At 68.1% G+C, this 1,027-nt stretch carries 1 protein-coding gene; it reads right to left on the bottom strand.

Annotated elements, in window-relative coordinates:
- Nucleotides 1-803: LysR substrate-binding domain-containing protein (locus tag EN914_RS36400; protein WP_127389734.1), on the bottom strand; the 803-nt coding region annotated here is incomplete at its 3' end.
- Nucleotides 804-1,027: the final 224 nt, after the last annotated feature.

Raw genomic sequence — 1,027 nt, 5'->3', positions numbered from 1 at the left:
AGCTGGCGCGTCGCCCAGTCGTCGGTCAGCCGAAGGCGTCGCAGCGAGCGTGCCGAGCGGCGCGCGGCACTTTCCGGCACGATGGCGATGCCGGCACCTTGCGCGACCAGCCGGCAGACATTGTCGAGGCCGGGAACGCGGATGCGGACATGCAGATGGCCGCCAAGGCGGGCCGCCTGGCGGGCGATGTGCTCCTGCAGCGCATGGCCGGTGCTGAGGCCGACGAAAGATTCGCCGAGAAGCTCAGTGAGGTTGACGGTGCGGCCTTCAAGGCCGGGCCGGTTTCGCGCGGCGATCACCACCAGCCGGTCGATGAAGAACGGTTTCTGCTCGAGGTGCGCAAGGCCGGCCCAGGTGGCGGCGATGCCGAGATCGGCCGCACCACTGGCCACGGCTTGCGCGATCTCATGGCTGGGGCGCTCGTCGAGCTCGATGTCGATGCCGGGATGCGCGACAAGGAAGGTGGGCAGGATCTCGCGCAGCAACTCGGCTGTGGCGGCGGTGTTGGCCATCAGCCGGACGCGGGCGCGCAGGCCGGTGGCATAGGCGGCGAGGTCGCCGGTCATCGCTTCGATCTGGTTCTGCACCGCGCGCGCATGATGCAGCAGCGCCTGTCCGGCCGCCGTCGGCACCACCCCACGGCGCCGGCGCTCCAGCAGCGGCGCGCCGAGCCGCTCCTCCATGCCCTTGATGCGGGCGCTGGCCGACGCCAGGGCCAGTCCGGCAAGCTCGGCGCCATGGGTGATGCTGCCGCGTTCGGCGACCAGCAGGAACAGGCGGAGATCGACCAGATCGAAGCGCATTCTCTTGCTCCTGCGAATATTCAGCGCCGGGAAGGCGGTCGGCCAACCAGCCTTCGTCGTGGCCGAAGGCTGGCAGCGCAACTTCCACATTGTGATCGGCCAGGATTTTCGTCAAACAGTTTCGAAGGAGAATTGCGATGAACGAACGAACATCAGGGCGGCTCGGCATTCTTGAAAGCACGGCGATCGTGCTGGCCATTGTCGTGGCCGGCCTTGCCATGGCG

The organism is Mesorhizobium sp. M7A.F.Ca.CA.001.08.2.1, assembly GCF_003998455.1.
GTDB lineage: Bacteria > Pseudomonadota > Alphaproteobacteria > Rhizobiales > Rhizobiaceae > Mesorhizobium > Mesorhizobium ciceri.
Note: the sequence above shows the minus strand (reverse complement) of the source record. Positions and strands in the feature narration are given on the sequence as shown.